The organism is Pseudomonas sp. NKUCC02_KPG (assembly GCF_019345465.1).
Taxonomy (GTDB): Bacteria; Pseudomonadota; Gammaproteobacteria; order Pseudomonadales; family Pseudomonadaceae; genus Aquipseudomonas.
On the sequence record NZ_JAHKRC010000007.1, the window covers coordinates 108,416 to 127,355 of the forward strand.

Annotated in this window: 20 protein-coding genes and 1 pseudogene; 6 read left to right on the forward strand and 15 right to left on the reverse strand. The window is 59.7% G+C overall.

Translation table 11 applies throughout. The annotated features are described in order from the left end of the window. Positions 1 to 13: 13 nt before the first annotated feature. From rsmB to def, 3 genes are all read right to left on the reverse strand, one after another. On the reverse strand, positions 14 to 1,324 hold the full coding sequence (gene rsmB / locus KO536_RS11525) for a 16S rRNA (cytosine(967)-C(5))-methyltransferase RsmB (protein ID WP_219261982.1): 1,311 nt from the start codon (positions 1,322 to 1,324) through the stop codon (positions 14 to 16). Beyond that, positions 1,321 to 2,280 (reverse strand): methionyl-tRNA formyltransferase, encoded by a 960-nt coding sequence (gene fmt, locus KO536_RS11530; RefSeq protein WP_133074958.1) that lies wholly within the window; start codon positions 2,278 to 2,280, stop codon positions 1,321 to 1,323. The genes rsmB and fmt overlap by 4 nt, the downstream gene beginning before the upstream one ends. A gap of 215 nt (positions 2,281 to 2,495) precedes the next feature. Then, positions 2,496 to 3,002, reverse strand: coding sequence for a peptide deformylase (gene def, locus KO536_RS11535; RefSeq protein ID WP_019828628.1), 507 nt, complete (start codon positions 3,000 to 3,002; stop codon positions 2,496 to 2,498). Between the two features lie 392 nt (positions 3,003 to 3,394). On the opposite strand from def, the gene dprA reads away from it, so the two are divergent. Together dprA and KO536_RS11545 are read left to right on the forward strand one after the other, a co-directional pair. Next, positions 3,395 to 4,492 (forward strand): DNA-processing protein DprA, encoded by a 1,098-nt coding sequence (dprA, locus tag KO536_RS11540; protein WP_133074959.1) that lies wholly within the window; start codon positions 3,395 to 3,397, stop codon positions 4,490 to 4,492. Positions 4,493 to 4,527: 35 nt separating this feature from the next. Continuing rightward, entirely contained in the window at positions 4,528 to 5,085 is a 558-nt protein-coding gene (locus KO536_RS11545) for an L-threonylcarbamoyladenylate synthase (RefSeq protein ID WP_133074960.1), read from the forward strand. A gap of 123 nt (positions 5,086 to 5,208) precedes the next feature. Here KO536_RS11545 and KO536_RS11550 read toward each other — a convergent pair whose 3' ends face one another. Further along, positions 5,209 to 6,186, reverse strand: coding sequence for an NADPH:quinone reductase (locus tag KO536_RS11550; RefSeq protein WP_133074961.1), 978 nt, complete (start codon positions 6,184 to 6,186; stop codon positions 5,209 to 5,211). Between the two features lie 162 nt (positions 6,187 to 6,348). On the opposite strand from KO536_RS11550, the gene hemF reads away from it, so the two are divergent. From hemF to betT, 4 genes are all read left to right on the forward strand, one after another. Continuing rightward, positions 6,349 to 7,263, forward strand: a complete 915-nt coding sequence (gene hemF / locus KO536_RS11555; protein ID WP_133074962.1) for an oxygen-dependent coproporphyrinogen oxidase — start codon at positions 6,349 to 6,351, stop codon at positions 7,261 to 7,263. A 22-nt stretch (positions 7,264 to 7,285) separates the two neighbouring features. Beyond that, complete coding sequence (gene aroE / locus KO536_RS11560; RefSeq protein ID WP_133074963.1) at positions 7,286 to 8,107, forward strand: shikimate dehydrogenase; 822 nt, start codon at positions 7,286 to 7,288, stop codon at positions 8,105 to 8,107. Between the two features lie 105 nt (positions 8,108 to 8,212). Continuing rightward, positions 8,213 to 8,539, forward strand: a complete 327-nt coding sequence (locus KO536_RS11565; protein WP_133074964.1) for a DOPA 4,5-dioxygenase family protein — start codon at positions 8,213 to 8,215, stop codon at positions 8,537 to 8,539. Between the two features lie 350 nt (positions 8,540 to 8,889). Further along, the gene (gene betT, locus KO536_RS11570) at positions 8,890 to 10,848 is read left to right on the forward strand and encodes a choline transporter BetT (protein ID WP_219262037.1); all 1,959 of its coding nucleotides are present in this window, start codon (positions 8,890 to 8,892) and stop codon (positions 10,846 to 10,848) included. 72 nt (positions 10,849 to 10,920) lie between these two features. On the opposite strand, the gene KO536_RS24295 is transcribed toward betT, so the two are convergent. From KO536_RS24295 to KO536_RS11620, 11 genes and pseudogenes are all read right to left on the reverse strand, one after another. Next, positions 10,921 to 11,049: a hypothetical protein gene (locus tag KO536_RS24295; RefSeq protein ID WP_257622897.1), complete on the reverse strand. Its 129-nt coding sequence runs from the start codon at positions 11,047 to 11,049 to the stop codon at positions 10,921 to 10,923. Next, positions 11,046 to 11,300: pseudogene (locus KO536_RS11575) on the reverse strand (type II toxin-antitoxin system RelE/ParE family toxin); the annotation flags it as partial. The pseudogene KO536_RS11575 and the gene KO536_RS24295, both read right to left, overlap by 4 nt. Positions 11,301 to 11,304: 4 nt before the next feature. Then, a complete protein-coding gene (locus KO536_RS11580) occupies positions 11,305 to 11,496 on the reverse strand; it encodes an antitoxin (RefSeq protein ID WP_133074966.1) in 192 nt (63 codons plus the stop codon). A gap of 149 nt (positions 11,497 to 11,645) precedes the next feature. Beyond that, positions 11,646 to 11,861, reverse strand: coding sequence for a molybdopterin-binding protein (locus tag KO536_RS11585; RefSeq protein WP_003444581.1), 216 nt, complete (start codon positions 11,859 to 11,861; stop codon positions 11,646 to 11,648). Positions 11,862 to 11,895: 34 nt separating this feature from the next. After that, on the reverse strand, positions 11,896 to 12,702 hold the full coding sequence (gene ssuB, locus KO536_RS11590; protein WP_219261983.1) for an aliphatic sulfonates ABC transporter ATP-binding protein: 807 nt from the start codon (positions 12,700 to 12,702) through the stop codon (positions 11,896 to 11,898). Further along, entirely contained in the window at positions 12,699 to 13,505 is an 807-nt protein-coding gene (ssuC, locus tag KO536_RS11595) for an aliphatic sulfonate ABC transporter permease SsuC (protein WP_133074967.1), read from the reverse strand. Before ssuC ends, ssuB begins: the two co-directional genes overlap by 4 nt. Before the next feature lie 7 nt (positions 13,506 to 13,512). After that, a complete protein-coding gene (gene ssuD / locus KO536_RS11600) occupies positions 13,513 to 14,661 on the reverse strand; it encodes an FMNH2-dependent alkanesulfonate monooxygenase (RefSeq protein ID WP_019828602.1) in 1,149 nt (382 codons plus the stop codon). Positions 14,662 to 14,692: 31 nt separating this feature from the next. After that, positions 14,693 to 15,658 carry a sulfonate ABC transporter substrate-binding protein gene (locus KO536_RS11605; RefSeq protein WP_219261984.1) on the reverse strand — a complete coding sequence of 322 codons (966 nt, stop codon included), beginning with the start codon at positions 15,656 to 15,658 and terminating at the stop codon, positions 14,693 to 14,695. 100 nt (positions 15,659 to 15,758) lie between these two features. Next, positions 15,759 to 16,352 (reverse strand): NADPH-dependent FMN reductase, encoded by a 594-nt coding sequence (gene ssuE, locus KO536_RS11610; protein ID WP_133074969.1) that lies wholly within the window; start codon positions 16,350 to 16,352, stop codon positions 15,759 to 15,761. A 293-nt stretch (positions 16,353 to 16,645) separates the two neighbouring features. After that, entirely contained in the window at positions 16,646 to 17,284 is a 639-nt protein-coding gene (locus KO536_RS11615; RefSeq protein ID WP_095027738.1) for a peroxiredoxin, read from the reverse strand. A 293-nt stretch (positions 17,285 to 17,577) separates the two neighbouring features. Next, complete coding sequence (locus KO536_RS11620; protein ID WP_133074970.1) at positions 17,578 to 18,936, reverse strand: OprD family porin; 1,359 nt, start codon at positions 18,934 to 18,936, stop codon at positions 17,578 to 17,580. Between the last annotated feature and the right edge of the window lie 4 nt (positions 18,937 to 18,940).

Consider the following 18,940-nt stretch of genomic DNA (forward strand, 5'->3'; position numbering starts at 1 on the left):
AATCCCTAATCAGTTAGCCGCGAGCGGCCGCGATTTTGATCAATTTGGCGTAGTAGAAGCCGTCGTGCCCGCCCTCTTGCGCCAGCAACTGGCGGCCGTGGGGTTGCTTGAGACCGAACTGCCCGGCGATATCCAGCTCTCGGGCACCCGGGGTACGGGCGAGAAAGGCTTCGATCACGTCGGTGTTTTCAGTCGGCAACGTCGAGCAGGTGGCATAGAGCAAGATGCCACCAACTTCCAGAGTTGGCCACATCGCGTCCAGCAGTTCGCCTTGCAAGGCTGCGAGCGCGGCAATGTCATCGGGTTGGCGGGTCAGCTTGATGTCCGGGTGACGGCGGATAACACCGGTCGCCGAACACGGCGCATCCAGCAGGATGCGCTGGAAGGGCTTGCCGTCCCACCAGGTGGCGGTGTCGCGGCCATCGGCAGCGATCAGCTCGGCGCTCAGGCCCAGACGCTCAAGGTTTTCGCGCACGCGCACCAGACGCTTGGCTTCCAGGTCGACCGCCACTACGCCCGCCAGTGCAGGTTCGACTTCCAGGATGTGGCAGGTTTTACCGCCCGGTGCGCAGCAGGCGTCAAGCACACGCTGGCCCGGCGCCAGATCCAGAAGGTCGGCAGCCAGTTGCGCGGCCTCGTCCTGTACGCTGATCCATCCTTCGGCAAAGCCCGGCAGATTGCGTACATCGCAGGCTTGGGCCAGCACGATCCCGTCCTGGCTGTAGACACACGGCTGGGCCTCGATCCCGGCCTCGACCAGCAACTGCAGATACCCATCGCGGCTGTGGTGACGACGGTTAACCCGAAGAATCATCGGCGGGTGGGCATTGTTGGCCGCGCAAATAGCTTCCCACTGCTCAGGCCAGAAGGCCTTCAGGGATTTTTGCAGCCAGCGCGGGTGGGCGGTACGCACCACGGGATCATGCTCCAGCTCGGCCAGCAAGGCTTCGCTCTCGCGCTGGGCGTTGCGCAGCACGGCGTTGAGCAGGGCTTTGGCCCACGGCTTTTTCAGCTTGTCGGCGCAGCCTACGGTTTCGCCGATGGCAGCGTGGGCCGGAATACGGGTGTAGAGCAGTTGATACAGACCGACCAGCAGCAGCGCCTCGACGTCCGCATCCGCAGCCTTGAACGGCTTTTGCAGCAGCTTGTTGGCCAGCGCCGACAGGCGCGGCTGCCAGCGGGCAGTACCGAACGCCAGGTCCTGGGTCAGGCCGCGATCGCGCACCTCAACCTTGTCCAGTTGCAGAGGCAAGGAGCTGTTGAGCGATGCTTTGCCGTTCAACACGGCAGTCAGTGCCTTGGCAGCGGCCAGACGAGGGTTCATTGCGCGTTTTCCGTTTGACCGAGGGTGATGCCGACAGCGAATTTCTCACGGCGACTGTTGAAAAAATCACTGAAGTTCAGTGCTTTGCCGCCAGGTAATTGCAGACGTGTCAGGCATAGCGCGCCTTCACCGCAGCCAACGATCAGGCCGTCTTTGCTCGCGGCAATAATCTGCCCCGGCGCGCCCTTGGCGTCAGCAATGGTAGCGGCCAGCACCTTGAGGGCTTCACCACTGAGCGTGCTGTGGCAAATCGGCCAGGGGTTGAAGGCGCGAATCAGACGCTCCAACTCAACAGCCGGGCGGCTCCAGTCGATGCGTGCTTCGTCTTTATTGAGCTTGTGGGCGTAGGTCGCCAGGCTGTCGTCCTGCACGTCGCCTTGCAGCGTGCCCGCAGCCAGCCCGGCTATGGCCTGGATAACGGCCGGTGGGCCCAACTCTGCCAGACGGTCGTGCAGGCTGCCGCCGGTGTCGTCGGCAGTGATCGGGGTGACAGACTTGAGCAGCATGGGGCCGGTATCCAGACCCGCCTCCATGCGCATCACGGTCACACCGCTTTCACTGTCGCCCGCTTCGATGGCGCGTTGAATCGGCGCCGCTCCACGCCAGCGTGGCAACAAGGACGCGTGGCTGTTGATGCAGCCCAGACGCGGAATATCCAGCACCACTTGAGGCAGGATCAGGCCGTATGCCACCACCACCAGCAAGTCCGGCTTGAGCGCGGCCAGTTCGGCTTGAGCCTCGGGTGCGCGCAGGGTTGGCGGCTGCATGACCGGGATGTTGTGTTCCAGGGCCAGTTGCTTGACCGGGCTTGGCATCAGCTTTTGCCCGCGCCCGGCCGGACGATCCGGTTGGGTGTAGACCGCGACGATCTCGTAAGGGGTGCTTAGCAGCGCCTTGAGGTGTTCGGCGGCGAATTCTGGGGTGCCAGCAAAGACGATGCGCAGTGGCTCAGTCATGGATTACTCACTTGGAATAGGGGGGAGAGTCCTGCGAGATACCTGTAGCCGCTGACGAGGAACGAGGCTGCGATCGGGTGCGAAGCGGCCGTAAATTCAGACGACGCGGTGTGTCAGCGGCATTCAGGGCGCGGGTTTTACGGCTGCTACGCACCCGATCGCAGCCTCGTTCCTCGTCAGCGGCTACAAGAGCAGCGCTGACCTCAGGCAATTGATCAAGCGTTCTGGCGGTGCAGTTTTTCCAGCTTCTTCTTGATCCGGTCACGCTTGAGCGTAGACAGGTAATCCACGAACAGCTTGCCGTTGAGGTGGTCGCATTCGTGCTGAATGCACACCGCCAGCAGGCCTTCGGCGATCATTTCGAAAGGCTTGCCGTCACGGTCCAGCGCCTTGATCTTGACACGCTGCGGGCGATCGACGTTTTCGTAGTAACCCGGTACCGAGAGGCAGCCTTCCTGATACTGGCCCATCTCGTCGGACAGGATCTCGAACTCCGGGTTGATAAACACCATGGGTTCGCTGCGGTCTTCGCTCAGATCCATGACCACGATGCGTTTGTGCACGTTGATCTGAGTGGCGGCCAGACCGATGCCCGGCGCCTCGTACATGGTTTCAAACATGTCATCGATCAACTGACGGACTTCGTCGTCCACAACCGCCACGGGTTTGGCGATGGTACGCAGACGCGAGTCTGGGAATTCGAGGATGTTCAAAATAGCCATAAGTTTGATTGGTGCACTGTGTGAAAGATTCAAAAACGGTTGTCAGGTGGGTCCTGTGGACTCGAGCAACCTGTGCAAAACGTCTCCTTCAGAGAGAACCCGCTCGGGCTCTGGCGTTTCACGCGAGTACACATAATAAAGGGATTCACCCGCGGATGAAACGACTAGCTGCCGGGCTGCACGCGCAGGTGGCCGGTGCATGTCTCAATTTGAAACCTGTGAGATCAGCCTCTAGGCAGCATTCAACTAATGTTGGGTTTCTACGTACGGTTTCAAGGTCCGGCCGGTGGCTCAATCGTGCCGTTTTCATCGTTTCCCAAACAACTTGTCAACAGACTTATCCACAGCTTGTTCCTTATGTTCAGATGGAATAACCGATCAAGGATGATCCTATGCCGTTGTCAGAAATATCCCCGGCTGAACTCGAAGCCCGTTTGCGTTTGCACCGCCTGCCCGAGATTGGGCCACGGCGTTACTACACCCTTTTCAGGGCCTTCGGTTCGGCCAGTTCGGCGCTCAGTGCGCCTGCCTCCGCCTGGCATGCATTGGGGCTGCCCGCAGCCTGTGCCCAGGCGCGACGCAGCCCTGAGGTTCGCGAGGGTGCCAGCGCTGCATTGCGCTGGCTTGAGCGCTCCGGGCAGCACGTGCTGTTCCATGACCAGGCCGATTACCCTGCTTTATTGAGTGAACTCAGCGATGCTCCCCCCGTGTTATTCGTGGCTGGGGCCCCTTCTATTCTGGAAAAGCCGCAGCTGGCGATGGTCGGTAGCCGCCGCGCTTCACGCCCGGGCCTGGACACCACAGCAGCCTTTTCCCGCAGCCTTGCCGGAGCCGGTTTTGTAATTACCAGCGGGCTGGCGCTGGGGGTAGACGGCGCGGCGCATCAAGCCGCTCTGGACGTTGGCGGACAGACGGTGGGCGTATTGGGCACCGGTTTGCAAAAACTTTATCCACAGCGCCATCGCGCCCTGGCAGACGCAATGATTGCCAGCGGCAGCGCGGTGGTTTCGGAGTTCCCTCTGGACGCCGGCCCGCTACCGGCCAACTTCCCTCGGCGTAACCGAATCATCAGCGGTTTATCCCTTGGCGTGCTGGTGGTGGAGGCCAGTGTGGCCAGCGGCTCGCTGATCACCGCCCGCCTGGCGGCTGAACAGGGGCGCGAGGTGTACGCCATGCCCGGTTCTATCCATCATCCGGGAGCACGGGGTTGTCATCAGTTGATCCGCGATGGCGCCACTCTGGTCGAGACCGTGGAGCATATTCTGGAAGGCCTGCGTGGCTGGCGCTCATTGCCGTTATCCACCACCGATTTATTTACACCAAGCTGTCATCCATTAGTGCAATTGTTGCAGGCAGCGCCTCAAACCAGCGAAGCACTGGTCACTGCCAGTGGTTGGGATTTACCTCGATTGCTGGCTGCAATGACCGAACTCGAACTGGCGGGGCACGTCGTGCTGGAGGGCGGGCGTTGGTTTGCGCGGCCCAGCTAAGTACACTGCGTGTAGTACATATCTGGAGACATTCAATGATCAGCACCTGGCGCGTCCAACAAGCTGCAAGAGCCATTCGCGCAGGCGCGGTAATTGCCTATCCAACCGAGGCGGTCTGGGGTTTGGGCTGCGACCCGTGGGATGAGGAAGCGGTCGAGCGGTTGCTGGCGATCAAGTCGCGGCCTGTGGATAAAGGCCTGATTGTGGTGGCAGACAACATCCACCAATTCGACTTTCTGTTTGAAGACTTCCCCCAGGAATGGATCGACCGTATGGCCAGCACCTGGCCGGGGCCGAACACCTGGCTGGTGCCGCATCAGGGCTTGTTGCCCGAGTGGATCACCGGCGTGCATGACACCGTGGCGCTGCGTGTGAGTGATCACCCGCTGGTGCGTGAGCTGTGTGCGTTGGTGGGGCCTATCGTGTCGACGTCCGCCAACCCGGCGGGCTTGCCCGCTGCGCGTACCCGGTTAAAAGTTGAGCAGTATTTCCGTGGGCAAATTGATCATGTACTGGGCGGCAATCTGGGCGGGCGTAAAAACCCGAGCCTGATCCGCGATCTGGCGAGCGGCAAGGTGGTTCGCCCGGCGTAGGCACACAGGCTTTTCTGTTGTGTGGGAGCGGGCTTGCTCGCGATTGAGGCACTACGGTGTGTCAGTTACACCGCAGCGATTCCATTGCGAGCAAGCCCGCTCCCACAGGGATGGACGCTTGTTTTAAGGCAACAAAATCGTTGAACCCGTCGTACGGCGTGCCGACAACTCAGTCTGTGCCCTGGCGGCATCACTCAGCGCAAAACGCTGGCTGATATCAACCTTGATTGCACCACTGCGAATCATCGCAAACAGCTCATCGGCCATCGCTTGCAGGTTTTCGGCGCTATTGGCGTAGGACGCCAGTGTTGGTCGGGTCACGTACAGCGAGCCCTTCTGCGACAAAATCCCCAGGTTAACCCCGGTCACCGCCCCCGATGCGTTGCCAAAGCTGACCATAAGACCACGGGGTGCCACGCAATCGAGCGAGGTCAGCCAGGTGTCTTTGCCCACGCCGTCATACACCACCGGGCACTTCTTGCCGTCGGTCAATTCCAGCACACGCTTGGCCACATCCTCATGGCTATAGTCGATGGTTTCCCATGCGCCCAGCGCTTTGGCATGGGCCGCTTTTTCGGCTGAACTGACGGTGCCGATCAGCTTTACGCCCAGCGCTTTTGCCCATTGGCAGGCAATCGAACCGACGCCACCGGCGGCAGCGTGAAACAGGATTGTTTCGCCACCTTTGAGTTCATAGGTCTGACGCAGCAAGTATTGGGTTGTCAGCCCCTTGAGCATCACGGCGGCGGCCTGCTCAAAGGAAATATCATCGGGCAGTTTCACCACATTCGCGGCGGGCAACACATGCAACTCGCTGTATGCGCCCAAGGGGCCGGTGCCGTAGGCCACGCGATCGCCGACCTTAACGGTACGCACTTCACTGCCCACCGCTTCAACAACCCCGGCGCCCTCATTGCCCAGCCCGGACGGCAGCTCAGCCAGCGGGTACAAGCCGCCACGGTAATAGGTATCGATGAAATTCAGACCGATGGCCTGATTGCGTACCCGCACGTGCTGCGGGCCCGGCTCGGCGGGTTGGAAGTCGACATACTCAAGCACTTCAGGGCCGCCGTGGGCCCGAAACTGGATACGCTTAGCCATCTGCACTTTCCTTGCTGAATTGACGAAACCGCTATCCAACGCTTAAGCGTGATCTTCGTCAACTGCGGTGATGCGCAGGGCGATGTTATGCTAGCGGCCCTTTGCCGCCGGCCCCGCTCTGATGGACGTGCCGCGTCGCTTTGCCCGATTTAAGGTGATGTCATGACTACTCGCACCGAGGCTGTAAAAGCCTATCTGCTCGACCTTCAAGACCGCATTTGCAACGCACTGCAAACTGAAGACGGCGGCACTCAATTCGTTGAAGACGCCTGGCAGCGCCCGGCGGGCGGTGGCGGTCGTACCCGTGTAATTGAAAACGGCCACGTTATTGAGAAAGGCGGCGTCAACTTTTCCCACGTTTTTGGCAGCGGTTTGCCGCCATCCGCCAGCGCCCATCGCCCAGAATTGGCGGGCCGTGGCTTTGAAGCCCTGGGTGTGTCGCTGGTGATCCACCCGCACAACCCGCATGTGCCAACATCCCACGCCAACGTGCGCTTTTTCATCGCTGAAAAAGAAGGTGAAGAGCCGGTCTGGTGGTTCGGTGGCGGCTTTGACCTCACGCCCTACTACGCCGTTGAAGAAGACTGCGTGCACTGGCATCGCGTGGCCGAGCAGGCGTGTGCGCCGTTTGGCACCGATGTGTACCCGCGCTACAAGGCCTGGTGCGACACCTACTTCCATATCAAGCATCGCAACGAGCCACGGGGCATTGGCGGCCTGTTTTTCGATGACTTGAACGAGTGGGATTTCGATACCTGTTTCGCCTTTATTCGTGCCATTGGCGACGCCTATATCGACGCCTACCTTCCGATCGTTCAGCGCCGCAAAAACGACGAATACACCGCCCAGCAGCGTGAATTCCAGGAATTCCGCCGTGGCCGCTACGTGGAATTCAACCTGGTCTATGACCGTGGCACCCTGTTTGGCCTGCAATCGGGCGGTCGCACCGAGTCGATCCTGATGTCGCTGCCGCCGCAAGTTCGCTGGGGCTACGACTGGAAAGCCGAGCCGGGCAGCCCGGAAGCGCGTCTGACGGATTACTTCCTGCAAGACCGCGACTGGTTAGCCAACGCCTGACATTGCCCGAGGAGCTTGCCTGATGGACCGTTACGTCGTTTTTGGTAACCCGATTGCCCACAGCAAATCCCCGGTACTGCATCGCCTGTTTGCCGAGCAAACCGGTCAAGTCATGCAATACGACACCTTGCTCGCGCCGCTGGATGATTTTTCCGGCTGTGCCACGGCGTTCTTTCAAGAGGGGCGCGGTGCCAACGTCACCGTGCCATTCAAAGAAGATGCCTACCGCCTGGCCGATCAACTGACCGCCCGCGCGCAACGGGCCGGTGCCGTCAATACGCTGAGCAAGCTGGCCGACGGCAGTTTGCTGGGGGACAACACTGATGGCGCAGGGCTGGTGCGCGACCTGACAGTCAATGCCGGTTTCAGCCTCAAGGGCAAACGCATCCTGGTACTGGGCGCGGGCGGTGCGGTGCGTGGCGCATTGGAACCCTTGCTGGCCGAGGGGCCGGCCTCGGTGACAATCGCCAATCGCACGGTTGAAAAGGCCGAACTGCTGGCTGAACTGTTCTGCGACCTGGGCCCGGTGGCGGCCAGTGGTTTTGACTGGTTGCACGAGCCTGTCGACCTGATCATCAACGCCACCTCGGCCAGCTTGAGCGGCGAACTGCCACCTATTGCCAGCAGCCTGATCGAGCCGGGTAAAACCCTGTGCTACGACATGATGTACGGCAAGGAGCCGACGCCTTTTTGCGTGTGGGCCAGCGGGCATGGCGCGGGTCAGGTGATGGACGGTTTGGGGATGCTCGCTGAACAGGCGGGTGAGGCGTTTTACCTGTGGCGCGGTGTGCGGCCGGACACGGCCCCGGCGTTGGCTGAGTTGCGGCGGTTGCTGGCGCTTTAACTGTGTGTGGGCTTGCTTGCGATTCGGCTGGTGCGGTGTATCAGCAACCCTGTGCCGATCCCATCGCGAGCAAGCCCGCTCCCACATCACCCGTACGAGAGCGATATGCAGAGAATCAAGGGCTACCACGCTCACATCTATTTCGACGCCTCGACCATCGATCAGGCGCGGGCCTTGTGCGAAGAGGCGAAGCAACTGTTTGGCGTCACCATGGGCCGCGTCCACGAACGCCTGGTCGGCCCGCACCCGGACTGGAGCTGCCAGCTGGCGTTCGGCCCGGAACTCGTGGGTATCGTCCTGCCGTGGCTGGCGCTCTATCGCCACGGGCTGGTGGTGTTTATGCACCCCGATACCGGTAATGACCTGCTGGACCACACCGACCATGCGATCTGGATGGGCGCGATTCGGCCACTGGATTTGTCTGTTTTTTGATCAATTTAGCAGGGGGTAAATTTTTTTTCGGCTCTCCCTGGTCCTGCTGTTCCCAACCACCTCCCACCCCCCTGACAGCCCCACCCCACAACGGCTGAACGTTGATCATGGCCATGTGTCATACCCAGTCATGAGCTAACGTATCAGACGTGTAGCCGTGGGCAGCGATTAGTGCTGAAAGGCCATCCATGTTTAACTTGAATGCTCGTTCAACTTAAACCGGTGGTCCGCTGCCCGCTCACAACAGGAGGCTAACCCTTGCCGAATCCGCTCTTTTTGATCCCGTTTTACCTCTATAAGGTGCACATCCAATGAGTGTACCGATCACGCCTGAAACGTCTTCGATCCGCATGAACCCGCCGGTATTTTACTTTGCCGCCGTGTTTATCCTGATCTTTGGCCTGGTGGTCATCGCCATGCCACAAGCGGCCGGTGAATGGCTGCTGGCCGCACAGAACTGGGCGGCCAATACGGTCGGCTGGTACTACATGTTAGCGATGACCCTGTATCTGATCTTCGTGGTCGTCACCGCCTTGTCCGGCTACGGCAAGATCAAGCTCGGTGCCGACCACGACGAACCCGAGTTCAGTTACCTGTCCTGGGCGGGCATGCTGTTCGCCGCCGGGATCAGCATCACGCTATTTTTCTTCTGTGTGTCCGAACCCCTGACCCATATGCTCGCCCCGCCCCAAGGCCCGGCCGGTACGTCAGAGGCTGCGCGCCAGGGCATGCAGCTGCTGTTCTTGCACTGGGGCCTGCATGGCTGGGGCGTGTTCGCCTTTGTGGGCATGGCGCTGGCCTACTTCGCCTACCGTCACAACCTGCCGCTGGCGCTGCGCTCGGCGCTCTACCCGCTGATCGGCAAGCGCATCAACGGGCCTATCGGCTATGCGGTGGATGGCTTCGGCATCATCGCCACCGTGTTTGGCCTGGGCGCCGACATGGGCTTTGGGGTGTTGCACCTCAACTCCGGGCTCGACTACCTGTTCGGCTTGCCGCATACCCAATGGGTGCAAGTGGGCCTGATCACGCTGATGATGGGCGCGGCAATTCTGGTGGCCATTGCGGGCGTCGATAAAGGCGTGCGGGTGATGTCCGACATCAACATGCTGCTGGCATGCGCGCTGCTGCTGTTTGTGCTGTTCGCAGGCCCCACCCAGCATCTGCTCAACACCCTGGTGCAAAACATCGGTGACTATCTTGGCGCCTTGCCGACCAAGAGTTTCGACGTGTACGCCTATGACAAACCCAGCGACTGGCTGGGCGGCTGGACGGTGTTCTACTGGGCCTGGTGGATCGCATGGTCGCCGTTTGTGGGCCTGTTCATTGCGCGTATTTCACGGGGCCGTACCATCCGCGAGTTCGTGTTCGGCGTACTGCTGATTCCGTTGGGCTTCACCCTGGCGTGGATGTCGATTTTCGGCAACAGCGCCATTGATCAGGTGCTCAACCACGGCATGGTTGCCCTCGGCCAGTCTGCCATCGACGACCCGTCGCGCACGCTGTACCTGCTGCTGGAGACCTACCCGTGGAGCCGGACCGTGATTGCGGTGACGGTGTTTATCAGCTTTGTGTTCTTCGTGACCTCGGCCGACTCCGGCACCGTGGTGCTGTCCACCCTCTCGGCGCGTGGCAATAACGCGGATGAGGACGGCCCTAAATGGCTGCGGGTGTTCTGGGGTGCGATGACGGCGCTGGTTACCAGTGCGCTGCTGTTCTCGGGCAGTATCGATGCGCTCAAGTCAGCGGTGGTGCTGACCTCGCTGCCGTTCTCGCTGATTTTGCTGCTGATGATGTGGGGCCTGCATAAGGCGTTCTACCTTGAGTCGCAAAAGCAGATTGCGCAGATGCACTCCCTGGCGCCGGTTTCGCACTCCCGTCGCGGCGGTTGGCGTCAGCGCTTGAGCCAGGCCGTGCACTTCCCGTCCCGTGACGAGGTGTATCGCTTCATGGATACCACCGTGCGCCCGGCGATTGAAGAAGTGAGCGCGGTGTTCCTGGAGAAAGGCCTGAATGTCGTCACCCAGCCGGACCCGGCCAACGACAACGTGAGCCTGGAAATCGGCCACGGCGACGAACATCCGTTCATCTACCAGGTGCAGATGCGTGGCTACTTCACGCCTTCCTTCGCCCGTGGTGGCTTTGGCAAAAAAGAGCAACTGCGAAACCGCCGTTACTACCGCGCTGAGGTGCATTTGGCCGAAGGCAGTCAGGATTACGACCTGACGGGCTACACCAAAGAGCAAATCATCAACGACATCCTCGACCAGTACGAACGTCATATGCAGTTTTTGCATTTGGTGCGGTGACAGCCAAGGCCCGCCTGCAATGGGCGGGCCTTGATTTTGTAGTTGCTGCTACGGGGGGCGACTCTAAAGAAATTACAGGGATAGCGATCTGACAGTTTCATCGCGTTTTGGCAGATCCAGTTCCACGTATCCGGCTTTCTCGAAGCGTTTATGGATACGGCTGCCCAGCCCTCTGTTCTGCTGCTTGTTGTTTTTGCTCATGGATATTCCTGCCTTGCGTGCAGAACGGTGACTATCTCGATCCGATTCGTGACTCTGTAGACCACCAGGTAATTGGGATGCACGACAATTTCCCGAGTCCCGGGTACTCGACCGAATCTATACAAATAGGGATGCTGAGGTAGAGCGGATATAGCAGCTTCAATGTTCTTGTAGAGCTCACTGGCCGCGACAAGATGGCGGTCGCTGATGTACTCAAGGATCTCGCTGAGTTGAGCCCGAGCAAGGGGCCGTCACTCAAACAGCATCGCGCTCTTTGCGTTTTGACTCGATCAGGGCCTGCATCTGGGCCATTACTTGATCGTGGGGGATACCCGGGCGCGGATCATCAAGTGCGGCCTGTACCTTGGCTCGGAACCAGCGATCATAACTGGCGGCCTGCTCTTCGGTTTCGAACTCTGAAACGATCGGGGAAAGGTGGGCGCTCATGGAGACCTCCTGCGAGGGTGCCTTTGAGTCTAATCCGTCCACCGCTTGCTGTCTTTGTAGCCACGACGAAGTGCACCTCAAGGGGTGTTTTTCAGCCACAAAAAACCCCGAAGGGCTCACACCTTTCGGGGTTGTGGATAAACCACGGTTTACAGCTTGGCGATGGACACTTCGGTGGATTTTACAAACGCGATCACTTCGCTGCCGACCACCAGTTCCAGCTCTTTGACCGAGCGGGTGGTGATCACGGAGGTCACGATGCCCGATGCGGTCTGTACGTCGATTTCCGACAGCACGTCGCCCAGCACGATTTCCTTGATGTGGCCTTTGAACTGGTTGCGAACGTTGATGGCTTTAATGGTCATGGTGTCGATTCCTGTCTTGGGATAGAAAGTGGTTTTATTGCGCCCAGCGCAGTTGCGTAGGCAGCGGTGCAACGGGTTCCGGCTCAGGTGGCGAGCCAGGCAGTGCGAGAACACGGTTCAGTACTTCGGTTTCCAGTGCGGCCAGGCGGTGCGAGCCGCGTACCCGAGGGCGTTGCAGATCGACGGTGAGGTCAAGCCCCACCTGCCCTTCTTCAATCAAAATCACCCGGTCAGCAATCGCGACGGCTTCGCTGACGTCGTGTGTCACCAGCAACACGGTAAAACCATGCTGGCGCCACAGGCGTTCGATCAGGTCCTGCATTTCAATCCGGGTCAGGGCATCCAGCGCGCCCAGCGGTTCGTCGAGCAGCAGCAAGCGCGGCTGGTGGATCAGGGCGCGGGCCAGGGCCACACGCTGTTTTTGCCCGCCCGACAGTGCTGCTGGCCATTCATTGGCGCGTTCGGCCAGGCCGACTTCTTCCAGTGCCTTGAGCGCTTTGGGGCGCCAGTCGCCTTTAAGGCCAAGGCCCACGTTGTCGATGACTTTTTTCCAGGGCAGCAAACGTGCTTCCTGAAACATCAGTCGCGTGTCTTCACGGGCCGCTTGCAGCGGTGCGCTACCGGCCAGCAATTGGCCGGCGGTGGGCTGGTCTAGCCCGGCCAGCAGGCGCATCAGGGTGCTTTTGCCGCAACCGCTGCGCCCGACAATGGCGACAAATTGCCCCGCCGGGATATGCAGATTGATCTCTCGCAGCACCAGCCGCTCGCCGAAGGCTTTTTGCAGGCCGTTGATGGCCAGCGGGATGCCCTGGCGCAAACGTGGAGGTTGTTGAGCTGTCATGCTGCACCGCCTTTAACGACTTGATACGCCGGGTGCCAGCGCAACCAGATGCGCTCCAGACCACGGGCCGCGGTATCGGCCAGCTTGCCGAGCACGGCGTACAAAACAATTGCCAGCACCACCACGTCGGTTTGCAGGAACTCCCGGGCGTTCATCGCCAGGTAGCCGATGCCGGAGCTGGCGGAGATGGTTTCGGCCACGATCAACGTCAGCCACATAAAGCCCAGGGCAAAGCGCACGCCCACCAGGATCGAAGGCAACGCCCCCGGCAAGATCACCTGCCAGAACAGGCTGAAACCGGACAACCCGTAGTTGCGCGCCATCTCGACCAGCGCCGGGTCGACGTTGCGGATGCCGTGGTAGGTGTTGAGGTAGATCGGGAATAAAGTCCCCAGTGCTACCAGAAAAATCTTCGCCGACTCATCGATACCGAACCACAGGATGACCAGCGGAATCAGCGCCAGGTGCGGCACGTTGCGGATCATTTGTACCGAGCTGTCGAGCAGGCGTTCGCCCCATTTCGACAGGCCGGTAATAAAGCCCAGCGCCAGGCCGATGCTGCCGCCGATGGCAAAGCCCAATCCGGCACGCCAGCCGCTGATGGCCAGGTGTTTCCAGATTTCGCCACTGCGTACCAGCTCGATCCCGGCCGTGATCACGGCACTGGGGGCGGGCAGGATGCGTGTCGACAACCAGCCCGCCGACACGGACAGCTGCCATACCGCCAGCAGCAACACAGGCAAGGCCCAGGGCGCCAGGGTGTGACCGATTTTATTGAGGCCCGAGGCCTTGCCTGAACTCATGGCGACCTCAGCTCTGCGACGCGGCTTTAGGGAGAATGTCATTGGCGACCATTTCGCCAAACGGGCTCACGTAGCTGGCGCCTTTTGGCAGTTCCGGGCGCTCGATATCCAGGTGCGGGAACAGCAGTTCGGCAACGCGGTACGACTCTTCCAGGTGGGGATAACCCGAGAAGATAAAGGTGTCGATGCCAAGGTCGGCGTATTCCTGAACCCGGGCTGCCACGGTTGGGCCGTCACCGACCAGTGCCGTGCCGGCACCGCCACGCACCAGGCCCACGCCGGCCCACAGGTTGGGGCTGACTTCGAGGTTGTCGCGGCTACCGCCATGCAGGGCGGCCATGCGTTGCTGGCCGACCGAGTCGAAGCGCGACAGCGAGGCTTGAGCGCGGGCGATGGTGTCGTCATCCAGATGGGAAATAAGTTTGTCGGCGGCTTTCCATGCCTCTTCGTTGGTTTCACGCACGATCACGTGCAGACGAATGCCGAAGCGTACGGTGCGGCCCAGCTTGGCGGCCTTGGCACGTACCTGTTCGATTTTCTCGGCGACGGCGGCCGGTGGCTCGCCCCAGGTCAGCACCATTTCAACTTGTTCGGCAGCCAGGTCTTGCGCAGCTTCCGACGATCCACCGAAGTACAGCGGCGGGCGCGGCTGCTGGATCGGCGGGTAAAGCAGTTTTGCGCCTTTGACGGTGATGTGTTCGCCGTCGTAGTCCACGGTTTCGCCTTCGAGCACACGACGCCAGATGCGGGTGAACTCCACCGAGGCCTGATAACGCTCTTCGTGGCTGAGGAACAGGCCATCACCGGCCAGTTCCTCCGGGTCGCCGCCAGTCACCAGGTTAAACAGTGCGCGGCCACCGGACAGACGGTCCAGGGTCGCGGCCTGACGTGCCGCCACCGTGGGCGAGACAATGCCAGGGCGCAGGGCCACCAGAAACTTCAGGCGCTGGGTAACGGGGATCAGCGCTGCGGCCACCAACCAGGAGTCTTCGCACGAACGTCCTGTCGGAATCAGTACTCCGCCAAAGCCCAGACGGTCTGCGGCCTGTGCGACTTGTTGCAGGTAGCCGTAGTCAACGGCACGAGCGCCTTCGGAGGTGCCAAGGTAATGGCCGTCACCGTGGGTAGGCAGGAACCAGAAAATATTGAGGCTCATGGAGTGGTCTCCTAAATGGGGGCAGCAAGCGTTAGTTGGCTTTGGCCAGATTGGCCGGGGGCGTCCAGATCACGTCTTTCACAACCAGCGGCTTGGGGATCAACTTGAGTTGGTAAAAGGTGTCAGCGATTTTTTGCTGCGCGTTGACCACTTCAGGGGTCAGAAACTGTGCCCCATAGCCTTGGCGTTTGACCGCTGTCAGGGTGATTTCAGGAGACAGGCCCAACAGGGGCGCGACTTGTTGGGTCACGTCGTCAGGGTGGGCTTTGGCCCATTCGCCAATGTTGCGCACTTCATCGACCAGGGTTTCGATCACCTTGGGATGCTGTTCGGCATAAGGCTTGGTGGCCAGATAGAACTGATGGTTGTCGGCGATACCGCTGGCGTCACGCAGGGTGCGCGCTTGCAGCTGTTGTTCGGCGGCGGCCTGGTACGGGTCCCAGATCACCCAGGCATCGACACTGCCGCGCTCGAAAGCGGCGCGGGCATCGGCGGGTGGCAGGAACACGGTCTGGATATCGGTGTATTTCAGGCCAGCGTCTTCAAGGGCCCGCACCAGCAGGTAGTGAACGTTGGAGCCTTTGTTGAGCACGACCTTTTTGCCTTTGAGGTCTTTGACCGAGGTGATCGGTGAGTCCTTGGGCACCAGAATCGCTTCGCTGGTAGGGGCTGGTGGCTCGTAGGCCACGTAGAGCAGGTCGGCGCCGGCGGCCTGGGCGAACACGGGCGGGGTTTCGCCGGTCACGCCGAAGTCGATGGAGCCCACGTTCAGGCCCTCAAGCAGTTGCGGGCCGCCGGGGAATTCGGTCCATTGCACGTCAACGCCCTGCTCGGCCAGACGCTTTTCCAGCGTGCCTTTGGCCTTGAGCAGCATCAGCGTGCCGTATTTTTGATAACCGATGCGCAGGGTATCGGCTTGAGCCTGGGTAACAGCGCCGAAGGACACAGCCGCAGCTAACAGTGCGACCAGACCGCGACGCAAAATGACAGGGCGCATGGCGCTCTCCTTTTGAGGTTCGAGATTCGGGTAGCACCTGCCGAGCCGTTAGCGGATCAGTAAGGTGGTGAAGCGTGTTGCTGTCTGTGGGGATCTTGCTTTAAATGCTCCAGCGAGCCGTGACCAGGCGCTCGTTGAGGATGCCGGGATCCAGTGGTTTGGGGCGTCGCGCCAGGGCGCTGTAGAACTGTTCAAGGGATTCGTTCATGCGCTGTTCCAGCACGGGCACCAGTTGCGCTTGTGCGCTGCCTTCGCCGTAAGCGATCTGGCTGTCTTCGGCAAAAATGCCGTGCAGCATTTCCTGAGCCTTGAGCGCCGACAGTACGGGCTTGAGTGCGTAGTCCACGGCCAGCATATGGGCGATGCTGCCACCGGTGGCGATGGGCAACACCACTTTGTGGCTCAGGGCGCGCTCGGGCAGCAAGTCGAGTACGGTTTTGAGTGCGCCGCTGAACGAGGCCTTGTAAACCGGCGTCGCAATCACCAGGCCGTCGGCGTTTTCAATCTGTTGTAGCAGGTCGATAATTTTTGGGCTGTCGAAGCGTGCGTGCAGCAAGTCTTCGGCCGGGAAATCACGTACCTGATAACTCACCACTTCGACGCCTTGCTGGTTGAGCCAGCGTTTGGCGTGCTCCAGCAACACTCCCGAACGGGATCGTTGGCTTGGGCTTCCTCCGAGTGTCACGACCAGCATCTAGACGTTTCCTTGAATGAATATGTGCAATTCGCTGTTAGCGTTTTCGCTTGAGTGAACAGACCTTAACAGGTGATTTATATATCTATAAATCATATTTATTCATTTGTTTATTCTTAAAATGCATATGCGATTTTGTTAAATGAAACGCAAAAAAAAGGCCGTCGAAACGGCCAAAAACCCTGTGGAAGACACTGGCAAACTGAGTAGTCGCTGCCGTAGGCTGCGAAGGATTGCGCAGCAACCCGTTTATCCGAGTCGCCTCAGTCCTTCGCAGCCTGCGGGTGTATGGATTACTTATTTGGCTGCGGCGTGAGGCGCAGGTAGGGCTTCACGGCGCGGTAGCCCTTGGGGAAGCGTTTCTTGATTTCGTCTTCGTCCTTGAGCGATGGCACGATGACCACCTCGTCGCCGTCCTGCCAGTTGGCCGGTGTCGCGACTTTGTGGCTGTCCGTCAGTTGCAGGGAATCAATCACCCGCAGAATTTCGTTGAAGTTGCGCCCGGTGCTGGCCGGATAGGTGATGGTCAGGCGGATTTTTTTGTTCGGGTCAATCACGAACAGCGAGCGCACAGTCAGGGTGTCGCTGGCATTGGGGTGGATCAGGTCGTAGAGGTCGGACACCTTGCGATCGGCATCGGCCAGGATCGGGAAGTTGACCACGGTGTTCTGGGTCTCGTTGATGTCTTCGATCCACTTGTGGTGCGAATCCACCGGGTCTACCGACAGCGCGATGGCTTTGACGCCACGCTTGGCAAACTCATCCTTGAGCTTGGCGGTAAAGCCCAGTTCGGTGGTGCACACCGGGGTGAAGTCCGCCGGGTGCGAGAACAACACGCCCCAGCTGTCGCCCAGCCATTCATGGAAGTGAATCTTGCCAGCGCTGGAATCCTGTTCGAAATCGGGGGCGATGTCGCCGAGTCTGAGGCTCATGGTGCAGTTCCTTTTTATAGGGAATGGCAGGGCGTGATGGCTTTACTCTGCCTGCGTCACGAGTTAATTAAAAAGAATAAATATCGATTTGGTTAGGTCTGAATGGAATATTAAAAACTGTTTCATTGGACGCAACAATGCACCAGGTCCAGTCTGGACTCAGTTGGGCAAGGGGAGCGGCAGGGAGCTGCGACATTTGAATGTGTTGCGAATTGACCGTTCAGGTCTTCGGTAAACACCCTGCCCGGCATTGCGCCGGGCAGGATTTTTCTAACCTTTGATCTACACCAGGCTTACAGCAACGGGATCGAGTAGCTGACGATCAGACGGTTTTCGTCTTGATCACGCTGGCCAGCGATGTCGTTGCGCCACATGGCGTTTTTCCACATGAAGCCCAGGTTTTTCAGCGTGCCTTCCTGGATAACGTAAGCCACGGTGATATCGCGTTCCCACTCGGAAGCGCCATTGCTGGTCTGCACACGGTTGGCGTTGTAGGTGTCGATGTTATCGCCACGCAGGTAAACCGCGCCCGCCGTCAGGCCAGGAACGCCCACTTTAGCGAAGTCATACGAGTAGCGTGCCTGCCAGGTGCGTTCGCCAGCACGGGCAAATTTCGAGATCTGCATGTCGGTAGGGATGTAAGCCGATGCACCGTCGCCCTGGTTCAGGAACGGGAAGTCGCTGCTGCCGTTGCTGACCTGATAACCGCCACCGAAGGTGTGACCTTCAACGGTGTACAGGAACAGGCCGCTGATCAGGTTGTTGTCGACCTTGCCCTTGCCGTTGGCCTGGGTGTGGTAATCGCCTGTGGTGTAGTAGGCCGGCTCGTTACCGTTCTTGCCGTCGTCGGAGCTGTTGAAGTAACGCAGGTCAGATTTCAACACGCCCGGGCCAATGGACCAGTTGTGGGTCAGACCCAGAAAGTGTTGCTTGTAGAAGTCTTCCAGGTTGCCGTAGTAGTACTGCAGCAACAGGTCTTTGTTGAGTTTGTAGTCAACGCCGCCGTAGTAGAACTTGTTAACGAACTTGCCCGCGCTGTAGTTCGAGCTACCGTTGGCGCCGCCAAGCGACAGGCCTTCGTTGTTGCTGGAGTTACGACCCTTGGCGTGTTCGATCTGGCCGCCGGTGAAGGTCAGGTCCTTGAACTCGCTGGAGGTGATCTGGCCACCCTGGAAGGTTTGCGGCAGCAAACGACCGTCGTTGCTGACGATAACCGGCAGTTTTGGCTGCAGGGTACCGATGCGCAGTTCGGTCTGGGAAATCTTGGCTTTAGCGGTCAGGCCCAGGCTGGAGAAATCGTCTACAGCGTGGTTGCCGTCGCTTGGGAATACCGAGCCGCCAGCATTCAGACCCGTCGGGTTGCCGTGTTTGGCTGCGCTGGAGTCAAGTTTGACGCCCAGCAGGCCAATGGCGTCCACACCAAAGCCGACTGTGCCCTGGGTGAAACCCGAGGTGTAGTCCAGCTGGAAGCCTTGGCCCCATTCAGCGGTGTAGTTGGAGTTTTTCGGCGCACCCGAATCACGGTTGTCGTTGTTGATGTAGAAGTTACGCAGTTTCAGCGTGGCTTTGCTGTCTTCAATGAAGCCTGCAGCGCTTGCTTGTTGTGCCAACAACCCTACGGCCACAGCGATGGCCAAGGTGGACTTGTTCATTGTG

Coding starts and splice junctions, on each gene's coding strand:
- rsmB (WP_219261982.1), bottom strand. CDS start 1,324: ATGAACCCTCGTCTGGCCGCTGCCAAGGCACTGACTGCCGTGTTGAAC.
- fmt (WP_133074958.1), bottom strand. CDS start 2,280: ATGACTGAGCCACTGCGCATCGTCTTTGCTGGCACCCCAGAATTCGCC.
- def (WP_019828628.1), bottom strand. CDS start 3,002: ATGGCTATTTTGAACATCCTCGAATTCCCAGACTCGCGTCTGCGTACC.
- dprA (WP_133074959.1), top strand. CDS start 3,395: ATGCCGTTGTCAGAAATATCCCCGGCTGAACTCGAAGCCCGTTTGCGT.
- KO536_RS11545 (WP_133074960.1), top strand. CDS start 4,528: ATGATCAGCACCTGGCGCGTCCAACAAGCTGCAAGAGCCATTCGCGCA.
- KO536_RS11550 (WP_133074961.1), bottom strand. CDS start 6,186: ATGGCTAAGCGTATCCAGTTTCGGGCCCACGGCGGCCCTGAAGTGCTT.
- hemF (WP_133074962.1), top strand. CDS start 6,349: ATGACTACTCGCACCGAGGCTGTAAAAGCCTATCTGCTCGACCTTCAA.
- aroE (WP_133074963.1), top strand. CDS start 7,286: ATGGACCGTTACGTCGTTTTTGGTAACCCGATTGCCCACAGCAAATCC.
- KO536_RS11565 (WP_133074964.1), top strand. CDS start 8,213: ATGCAGAGAATCAAGGGCTACCACGCTCACATCTATTTCGACGCCTCG.
- betT (WP_219262037.1), top strand. CDS start 8,890: ATGAACCCGCCGGTATTTTACTTTGCCGCCGTGTTTATCCTGATCTTT.
- KO536_RS24295 (WP_257622897.1), bottom strand. CDS start 11,049: ATGAGCAAAAACAACAAGCAGCAGAACAGAGGGCTGGGCAGCCGTATC.
- KO536_RS11580 (WP_133074966.1), bottom strand. CDS start 11,496: ATGAGCGCCCACCTTTCCCCGATCGTTTCAGAGTTCGAAACCGAAGAG.
- KO536_RS11585 (WP_003444581.1), bottom strand. CDS start 11,861: ATGACCATTAAAGCCATCAACGTTCGCAACCAGTTCAAAGGCCACATC.
- ssuB (WP_219261983.1), bottom strand. CDS start 12,702: ATGACAGCTCAACAACCTCCACGTTTGCGCCAGGGCATCCCGCTGGCC.
- ssuC (WP_133074967.1), bottom strand. CDS start 13,505: ATGAGTTCAGGCAAGGCCTCGGGCCTCAATAAAATCGGTCACACCCTG.
- ssuD (WP_019828602.1), bottom strand. CDS start 14,661: ATGAGCCTCAATATTTTCTGGTTCCTGCCTACCCACGGTGACGGCCAT.
- KO536_RS11605 (WP_219261984.1), bottom strand. CDS start 15,658: ATGCGCCCTGTCATTTTGCGTCGCGGTCTGGTCGCACTGTTAGCTGCG.
- ssuE (WP_133074969.1), bottom strand. CDS start 16,352: ATGCTGGTCGTGACACTCGGAGGAAGCCCAAGCCAACGATCCCGTTCG.
- KO536_RS11615 (WP_095027738.1), bottom strand. CDS start 17,284: ATGAGCCTCAGACTCGGCGACATCGCCCCCGATTTCGAACAGGATTCC.
- KO536_RS11620 (WP_133074970.1), bottom strand. CDS start 18,936: ATGAACAAGTCCACCTTGGCCATCGCTGTGGCCGTAGGGTTGTTGGCA.